Annotated in this window: 7 protein-coding genes; 6 read left to right on the top strand and 1 reads right to left on the bottom strand. The window is 73.3% G+C overall.

Going from position 1 to position 7,886, the window contains the following annotated elements; genetic code table 11:
• The 3 genes from J1M38_RS10650 to J1M38_RS10640 form a co-directional block, all read left to right on the top strand.
• On the top strand, positions 1-1,122 hold a 1,122-nt coding region (locus tag J1M38_RS10650), incomplete at its 5' end, for an RNase H family protein (protein WP_206501246.1).
• A 60-nt stretch (positions 1,123-1,182) separates the two neighbouring features.
• A complete protein-coding gene (locus J1M38_RS10645; RefSeq protein WP_166437463.1) occupies positions 1,183-2,625 on the top strand; it encodes a sodium:alanine symporter family protein in 1,443 nt (480 codons plus the stop codon).
• Between the two features lie 190 nt (positions 2,626-2,815).
• Complete coding sequence (locus tag J1M38_RS10640; RefSeq protein ID WP_036317637.1) at positions 2,816-3,211, top strand: hypothetical protein; 396 nt, start codon at positions 2,816-2,818, stop codon at positions 3,209-3,211.
• A 138-nt stretch (positions 3,212-3,349) separates the two neighbouring features.
• Here J1M38_RS10640 and J1M38_RS10635 read toward each other — a convergent pair whose 3' ends face one another.
• Positions 3,350-3,604, bottom strand: a complete 255-nt coding sequence (locus tag J1M38_RS10635; protein ID WP_036317625.1) for a DUF6480 family protein — start codon at positions 3,602-3,604, stop codon at positions 3,350-3,352.
• 258 nt (positions 3,605-3,862) lie between these two features.
• Between J1M38_RS10635 and J1M38_RS10630 the strand changes: the two genes are divergently transcribed.
• Genes J1M38_RS10630 through J1M38_RS10620 form a run of 3 tightly spaced genes read left to right on the top strand, consistent with a single transcriptional unit; the run spans position 3,863 to position 7,829 of the window.
• A complete protein-coding gene (locus J1M38_RS10630; protein WP_036317622.1) occupies positions 3,863-5,011 on the top strand; it encodes an acetyl-CoA C-acetyltransferase in 1,149 nt (382 codons plus the stop codon).
• 20 nt (positions 5,012-5,031) lie between these two features.
• Positions 5,032-6,630 carry a fatty acyl-CoA synthetase gene (locus J1M38_RS10625; RefSeq protein ID WP_060974322.1) on the top strand — a complete coding sequence of 533 codons (1,599 nt, stop codon included), beginning with the start codon at positions 5,032-5,034 and terminating at the stop codon, positions 6,628-6,630.
• The gene (locus J1M38_RS10620; protein ID WP_060974321.1) at positions 6,627-7,829 is read left to right on the top strand and encodes an acyl-CoA dehydrogenase family protein; all 1,203 of its coding nucleotides are present in this window, start codon (positions 6,627-6,629) and stop codon (positions 7,827-7,829) included. The genes J1M38_RS10625 and J1M38_RS10620 overlap by 4 nt, the downstream gene beginning before the upstream one ends.
• The last annotated feature ends 57 nt before the right edge of the window (positions 7,830-7,886 follow it).

Genomic DNA, 7,886 nt, shown 5'->3' with positions numbered 1-7,886 from the left:
TGTATAAGAGACAGCACCCGGATCCGCCGGGACGGCGTCCGCGTGGTGGCCAGCCCGCTGGCCATGCTGCCCGGCGTGGACCACGGCCCCGCCCTCCGCCTGGACCTGCATCCGACGACGGGGGGCATCGTCTACGTGGCCCGCGAGCTTGAGCTGCGCGAGCTCGGCGACGACGTCCGCGGCCACGTCTACACCGGGATGGTCGGCACGGCGCATCTGAGCGTCTTCTGGTCCACCGTCACCGTCGACCTGCCACCGGAGCGCCCGGTGATCGTGCGGCTGCGCTCGGACCGGGACGCCGAGCTGCTCTCCCTGCTCGAGGTCCTCGCCCCCGTGGACACGCGCGTGGTCTCCTACCGGCTCGACGAGTCCCCCGTGGGCACGCAGCGCTCCAGCTACCTGCTGCCGGACGTGGACCCGGAGACGGTCGCCCAGACGGGCGCGGCCCGGATCCCGCTCGAGGCCATCGAGGCCGCCCAGGAGGAGGAGGACGCGCTGCGCCGCTCCTCCGGCGTCTTCCTCTCCCGCCGCCGCACGGACCGCTTCCTGCGCCGCAACCTGCCCGGGGTGACCCACAGCCTCACGTTCGCGGACGAGGCGGACGTGACGGACGTGTACGTGGACGGCTCCGTGCTGCGCGGCTCCCGCATCGGCGGGGCGGCCGCCGTCGCCGGGCCGAGCATGTGGGCCGTGCAGGCCGTGCCCGGAGCCACGATGCCGCTCGAGGTGGAACTCGAGGCGCTCGTGCTGGGGCACGTGATCTGCGCGTGGGCGGGCACCCCCGGCGGCCGGGTCACCATCCACTCGGACTCGCGCGCCGCGCTGGCCATGCTCAACGCCGCCCGCCGCGAGCGGCTCACCCTCGGCGGCGCCCGGGGCGAGCGCATCCGCCGCACCCTGCGCCGTCTGCTGGCCGCCGTCGACCTGGCGCAGGCCGCGGACGTCCAAGTGGACACCACGTGGGTCAAGGGCCACGTGGGCGTGCACGGCAACGAACTGGCCGACGACCTCGCCCGGGCCGCCGCCCGCCACGCCAGCGTCGGCACCCCCGAGGGGGACCTGCCCGAGCGGATGGGGCAGCTGATCCAGCTCCGCGTCGAGGACGACGCCGCCGCCGGCTGACCCCGGCCCCGATTCCCCGTCCTCCGCCCCAGCCTCTAGGGTGGGGCTGTGGAAGCGACAGTGGAACAGATCACAGCGGCCGTCACGGCCCTCAACGACAAGTACTGGTACGTCGTGATGGCGCTGCTCTTCGTGGCCGGGGTGTGGTTCACCATCCGGACCGTGGGTGTGCAGGTGCGCATGCTCCCGGAGATGCTGCGGTCGGTGACGGCCAAGTCCCAGACCGGGTTCGAGAACGACGGCGTGAGCCCGTTCCGCGCCTTCACCATCTCGGCGGCCTCGCGCGTGGGCACCGGCAACGTGGCCGGCGTGGCGATCGCGATCGTGATCGGCGGCCCGGGCGCCGTCTTCTGGATGTGGCTGCTGGCCATCCTCGGCGGCGCCACCGCCTTCGTCGAGTCCACGCTGGCCCAGCTGTACAAGCAGAAGGGCGCGGACGGCTACTTCGGCGGGCCCGCGTACTACATCCGCGACGGTCTGGGCGCCAAGTGGCTGGCGGCCGTGTTCGCCGTCGCCATCACCGTGACCTACGGCTTCGTGTTCAACGCCGTGCAGTCCAACTCGATCTCCGAGTCCGTGCAGGCCAACTGGGGCGCGTCCTCCACCACCGCGTGGATCGTGGGCCTGGGCCTGGCCGCCCTCACCGGCCTCGTGATCTTCGGCGGCGTGCGCCGGCTCTCGGCCGTGACCAACGTGGTGGTCCCCGTGATGGCCACGTTCTACATCTTCCTGGCCCTGATCGTGATGGTCGTCAACATCACCGAGGTCCCGGGCATGATCGCGCTGATCGTGGGCCACGCCTTCGGCCTGCGCGAGGTCGCGGGCGCCGCCGTCGGCATGACGATGGTGATGCAGGGCGTGCGCCGCGGCATGTTCTCCAACGAGGCCGGCATGGGCTCCGCCCCGAACGCCGCCGCCACCGCGGCCGTCTCCCACCCGGCCAAGCAGGGCTTCGTGCAGTCCCTGGGCGTCTACTTCGACACCCTGATCGTGTGCTCAGCCACCGCGTTCATCATCCTGCTCTCCAACCCGGCCTACGGGCGCGGGGAGGCGCTCGGCATGCAGGTGACCCAGGGTGCGCTCCAGCAGGCCGTGGGCGCGTGGGCCGGCCCGGCGCTGACCGTCATCATCTTCTTCCTGGCCTGGTCCTCCGTGCTGGGCAACACCTACTACGGCGAGGCCAACATCCGGTACCTGGCCGGCCGCCACGCGGGCCCGGCCATCACCGTGTTCCGCGTGCTCGTGCTGGTGTGCGTGGTCGGCGGCGCGCTCGGCTCCGTGGCGCTGGTGTGGAACCTCGCGGACACGTTCGCGGCCCTCATGGCGACCATCAACCTCGTGGCGATCATCCCGCTGGGCGGGCTGGCCGTGAAGCTGCTCCGGGACTACGAGCGCAAGCTCAAGGCGGGCATGAATCCGGGCTTCCACATCTCCGACCTGCCCGAGGCGCGGAACGTGGCCCTCTGGAGGGACGAGCCGAAGACCTCCCCGCTCCAGGACTGACGCCCCCGCCCGCGCGTTTCGAGGCGGGATATCGACCCCATCCGGCTGCCGCGGGCGGCCGTGGGGTGGATATCCCGCCTCGATGCATGAGGAGGCCCGGTCTGGACACCGTGCGGGGGTCGGCGCCTAGGTTGAGGCGCACCCGACCGGCCACGCACGAGTGGCCGGCACGACGTCCGAGGAGGACACCATGGGCATCCTCTCCAGCCTCACCCGCACTCTCGGCGGCGGTGGCCGCCGCTCCAGCCGACCCACCATCGGTGCGCACATCGGCCGGTCCCCCGGCTTCGGCCGGCAGGCCCGCTCTCAGGGACGCCGGTCCAGCGGCCTGGGCGGTGCCCTCCTGGGCACGCTCGGCGGTCTGGCGCTGCGTGAGCTCTCGCGCCGCGGCGCCGGAAGCACGACGCGCGGGCGCAGCTCCGGTGCGTACCGCGGCGGCTTCGGGCCCTCGGCCCGGTCCACGGGCGGCCTCGGCACCGGCCTGCTGGGCGGGCTGCTCGGCGGGGCCCTCGCCTCCCGCGGCCGGTCCGGTGCCGCCGGCCGACGCACGGCGGGTGGCCGCCGGACCATGGGCGGCGGCTTCTGACCGCTGCGACGGTGCGGAGTCGCCGCTGAACGGCATCACCGCGGAGCGGACACGACCACGGGGCGGGCACCGACGGATCGGTGCCCGCCCCGTGGTCGTGGTGTGCCGGTGGCGTGCCCGAGGGGTCTGCGCCGCGGCTCAGCCGAGGCCGGCGACGCGGCCCAGGATGAACAGCAGGACGCCGATGACCACGAGGGCGATGATCAGCCCGAGCACGATCTTGCCCGCCGAGCGCTCGCCGGTCTGCTCCACGTCCATGCCCGGGTTGCTCGGGCCGACGCCTGCGCCCTCGGCTGGGGGCGTGTCGCCGTCGAACGCGGCACCGGAGGTCTCGTCCGTCGCCTCGCGTGCGCGCCGGGCGTCCTGGGGGTCGGGGGTGTGCGGGGTGGCCATGGCCGGTTCCTCTCGTCTCGGCGGCACGGGTGCATGCCGCTGGTCCTTACGCTAGGCCCGGGGCAGGGGGTCCTGACCAGGGTATGGCGACGCCCGCCCCAGCGCTTTCGTAGCCGAAACGGCGCGCCCCGAGCCGCTTTCGTTGACGAAACGGCGCTCCTCCACGCCGCCGCGACGGATCCCGTCACACTCTTGATCGTTGGATGTCCAAGCAATAGCGTGATCGGCGTCACGTCCCCGCCGTCCGGAGGAGCCCCCATGCCCGAGGCCTACATCATCGACGCCGTCCGCACCCCCGTGGGTCGCCGAGGGAAGGGGCTCGCCGGTGTGCATCCCCTCGACCTGGCGGCCGCGCCGTTGCGCGAGCTCGTCGGCCGCCAGGACATCGACTCAGCCGAATACGACGAGGTCATCCTCGGCTGCATCGACCAGCTCGGCCCGCAGGCCATGGACGTGGCGCGCAACGCCTGGCTCGCGGCCGGGCTCTCCGAGGACGTCCCCGGCACCACGGTCGAACGCCAGTGCGGCTCCGGCCAGCAGGCGGTCCACTACGCCGCGCAGGCCGTCATGAGCGGGACGGCGGACCTCGTCGTCGCCGGTGGCGTCCAGTCCATGAGCGCGATCCCGCTCTCCCGGTCCAACACGGCCGCCCGCGATCTCGGCTTCCCCGACCCGTTCACCGGCTCCGAGTCCTGGGCCGCCCGCTACGGGAGCGAGGAGATCTCCCAGTTCCGCGGGGCCGAGATGATGGCCCGGCACTGGAACCTGGACCGTGACGCCCTGGAGGAGTTCGCGGTGCGCTCCCACGAGCGTGCGCTCGCCGCCCAGGCCGACGGTCGCTTCGACCGCGAGATCCTACCCCTCGCCGGCCTCACCGCGGACGAGGGCCCCCGCACCCCGGACGCCACGAAGATCGCCTCGCTCGACCCGATCGTCCCCGGCGGGCTGCACACCGCCGCCACCGCCTCCCAGATGTCCGACGGCGCGGCCGCCCTCCTGCTCGCCTCCGAGGAGGCGGTGCGCCGCCACGGCCTCACCCCGCGAGCCCGCATCCACCACCTCTCCGCCCGCGGCGCCGACCCCGTCATGATGCTCTCCGCCCCGATCCCGGCGACGGCGTACGCGCTCGACCGCATGGGCCTGACCATCGACGACATGGACCTCGTGGAGATCAACGAGGCGTTCGCCGCCGTCGTGCTGGCCTGGTTGACCGAGACCGGCGCCGATCCGGCGAAGGTCAACGTCAACGGCGGGGCGATCGCCCTGGGCCACCCCATCGGCGCCACCGGCGCCCGCCTGATGACCTCCCTGCTGCACGAGCTCGAGCGCACGGGCGGCCGCTACGGCCTGCAGACCATGTGCGAGGGCGGCGGCCAGGCCAACGTCACCGTGATCGAACGTCTCTGACCCATCCCCCGGAGGTTTCCATGCCCGACCAGATCACCCACCCCACCGACGCCGGCCACCTCTCCCCCGCCCCGGAGGACACGATCGGCCGCGTGTTCGCACGCGCGGTCGCCCGCTCCCCGCAGGCCGTCGCCCTGCGCTTCGAGGACCGCGACTGGACCTACGCCCAGCTCCGGGACGGAGCGCACCGCGTGGCCCGCCGCCTCCAGGACACCGGCCTGCCGGCCGGCACCCGGGTGGCCGCCTACGCCACCAACTCGGACGCCTACGCGCTGCTCTTCCTCGCCTGCGTCACGGCCGGCTACGTGCACGTGCCCGTGAACTTCGCGCTCAAGGGCGGCGAGCTCGCGCACGCCCTCGAGGACTCCGGCGCGGAGCTGCTCGTGGCCGACGCCGGCATGCTCGAGCGGGTCGACCAGGTCCGGGCCGAGGGCCGCGCGTCGGCTCTGCGGCACGTGTGGACCATGCTCCCCGCCGGCCACGCCGAGCCCTCCGTGCTTCAGACCGCCCAGGACGAGACGTTGGACGCCGCCGCCCCGGAGGCGGAGGTGTCGGCCACCGACCTGGCCCAGCTGCTCTACACCTCCGGCACCACCTCCACCCCCAAGGGCGCCATGATGTCCCACCGGGCGCTCGTGGCGGAGTACCTCTCCTCGATCATCGCGCTGGACTTCACGGCCGAGGACCGCCCCCTGGTGGCCATGCCGCTGTACCACTCGGCCGCGATGCACGTGTTCCTGCTCCCCTACCTGAGCCTCGGCGCCACGGTGCGCCTGCTGGCCGCCCCGGACATCCCCCGGATGCTCGAGCTCGTGGAGACCGAGCACATCGGCTCCCTGTTCCTGGCGCCCACCGTCTGGGTGCCGCTGGCGAACCATCCGGACCTGGCCACGCGTGACCTCTCCTCGCTGCACAAGGCCCAGTACGGGGCCTCGATCATGCCGGTGACCGTGCTGCAGCGCCTCCGTCAGAGTCAGCCGGGCATCGGCTTCTACAACTGCTTCGGCCAGTCCGAGCTGGGCCCGCTGTGCACCGTGCTGCGCCCCGAGGAGCACGACGCGCGGCCGGCCTCATGCGGCCGCCCCGTGTTCCACGTGGAGGCGCGGGTGATGACGGCCGACGGCGCCCCCGCCGCGCCCGGCGAGCCCGGCGAGATCCAGTACCGCTCGCCGCAGCTGCTCTCCGGCTACTGGAACCGCCCGGACGCCACCGCGGACGCCTTCACCGACGACGGCTGGTTCCGCTCCGGCGACCAGGTCACCCAGGACGCGGCCGGCTACATCCAGGTGGTGGACCGCATCAAGGACGTCATCAACACGGGCGGCGTGCTGGTCGCCCCGCGGGAGGTCGAGGACGCGATCTACGAGCTCGACGAGGTGGCCGAGGTCGCCGTCATCGGCCTGCCGGACGAGCGCTGGATCGAGGCGGTGACCGCCGTCGTCGTGCTCAAGGAGGGCGCCGAGCTGACCGCGGAGACCGTGCGCACCCACGTGAAGGAGCGCCTGGCAGGCTTCAAGGTGCCCAAGCGCGTGGACTTCGTGGCGGAGCTGCCGCGGAACCAGTCGGGCAAGCTGCTCAAGCGCGCGCTGCGCGCCGAGCGGACGCAGGAGGCCCGGTGACGCGCAGGCAGAAGCCGACCTACGACGTCGTCACGCCCCTGGACGTCGACTACCTGGACGCGTTCGGGGAGGCGACGGAGGAGGACCGCGCGCACTGGGACCGCGCCCGTGCCTACGGCCGGGAGGTGCTCGAGCGGATCGACGGGCACTGGGACCGGGCGGAGTACCCGTTGGACCTGGTGGCGCGGGCGGGCGAGCTCGACCTGCTCACCGACGGGCTGGAGGTGCCGGGGCACGCGGTGATGTCGCCGTTGGCCGCGGGCCTGGTGGCGATGGAGATCTCCCGCGCGGACGGGTCGATGGCGGCCGCGGCGGCGGTGCAGGGCGGGCTCGTGCTGCGCGCCCTGGTGCACTGCGCGAGCCCGGAGCAGAAGGAGCGGTACCTCGAGCCGGTGGCGCGCGGCACGCTGCCGGGCGGGTTCGCGCTCACGGAGCCGCTGCACGGTTCGGACTCGGTGTCCCTCGAGACGTCCGCGCGGCCCGACGGCGCCGGCGGCTGGGTGCTGAACGGCGCCAAGAAGTGGATCGGCAACGGGGCCGCCGGGGGCATCACGATCGTGTGGGCGCGCGACACCGAGGACGGCCAGGTCAAGGGGTTCGTGGTGGAGCAGTCCACGCCCGGCTACGAGGCCGAGGTGATCACGGGCAAGGGCGCGCTGCGGGCCATCCACCAGGCGGAGATCACGCTGACCGACGTGCGGGTCGGCGACGACGCCCGGCTGCCGGACGTGGCGACGTTCAAGGACGCCGCGCGCGTGCTGGTGGCCACCCGCGTGAACGTGGGCTGGTCCGCGCTGGGCCACGCCACGGCGATGTTCGAGGCCGCGCTCGCCTACGCCCGGCAGCGCGAGCAGTTCGGCAAGCCGCTGGGAGCGCACCAGATGGTGCAGGAACGGCTCGCGCAGATGCTGGACGAGGTGACCGCCATGCAGACCCGCTGCGTGGCCGTGGCCCGCCTGCAGGCGGCGGGGCGGCTGCGTGACGAGCAGGCCTCCCTGCTGAAGTACGCCTGCACCCGGGGTGCGCGGCGGGTGGCGCAGATCGCCCGGGACATGCTCGGCGGCAACGGCATCCTCCTGGAACACCGGGTGATGCGGCACTTCGCCGACGTCGAGGCGCTGCACACCTACGAGGGCACCGAGTCCGTGCAGGCGTTGATCCTCGGCCGGGACCTGACCGGGATGAGCGCGTTCGCGTGAGCCCCGGCCGGCCGCTCTCGTGCCCGGCACCCGCCCCCCACCTTCCGACCCCAGGAG

The organism is Micrococcus sp. KRD070 (assembly GCF_017168435.1).
In the GTDB taxonomy this organism is placed as follows: domain Bacteria; phylum Actinomycetota; class Actinomycetes; order Actinomycetales; family Micrococcaceae; genus Micrococcus; species Micrococcus luteus.
This window is presented reverse-complemented; position numbering and strand designations above follow the sequence as displayed.

Bases quoted from the DNA above. Each gene is read 5' to 3' on its own strand.
- J1M38_RS10640 (WP_036317637.1), top strand. From the start codon at position 2,816: ATGGGCATCCTCTCCAGCCTCACCCGCACTCTCGGCGGCGGTGGCCGC.
- J1M38_RS10635 (WP_036317625.1), bottom strand. From the start codon at position 3,604: ATGGCCACCCCGCACACCCCCGACCCCCAGGACGCCCGGCGCGCACGC.
- J1M38_RS10630 (WP_036317622.1), top strand. From the start codon at position 3,863: ATGCCCGAGGCCTACATCATCGACGCCGTCCGCACCCCCGTGGGTCGC.
- J1M38_RS10625 (WP_060974322.1), top strand. From the start codon at position 5,032: ATGCCCGACCAGATCACCCACCCCACCGACGCCGGCCACCTCTCCCCC.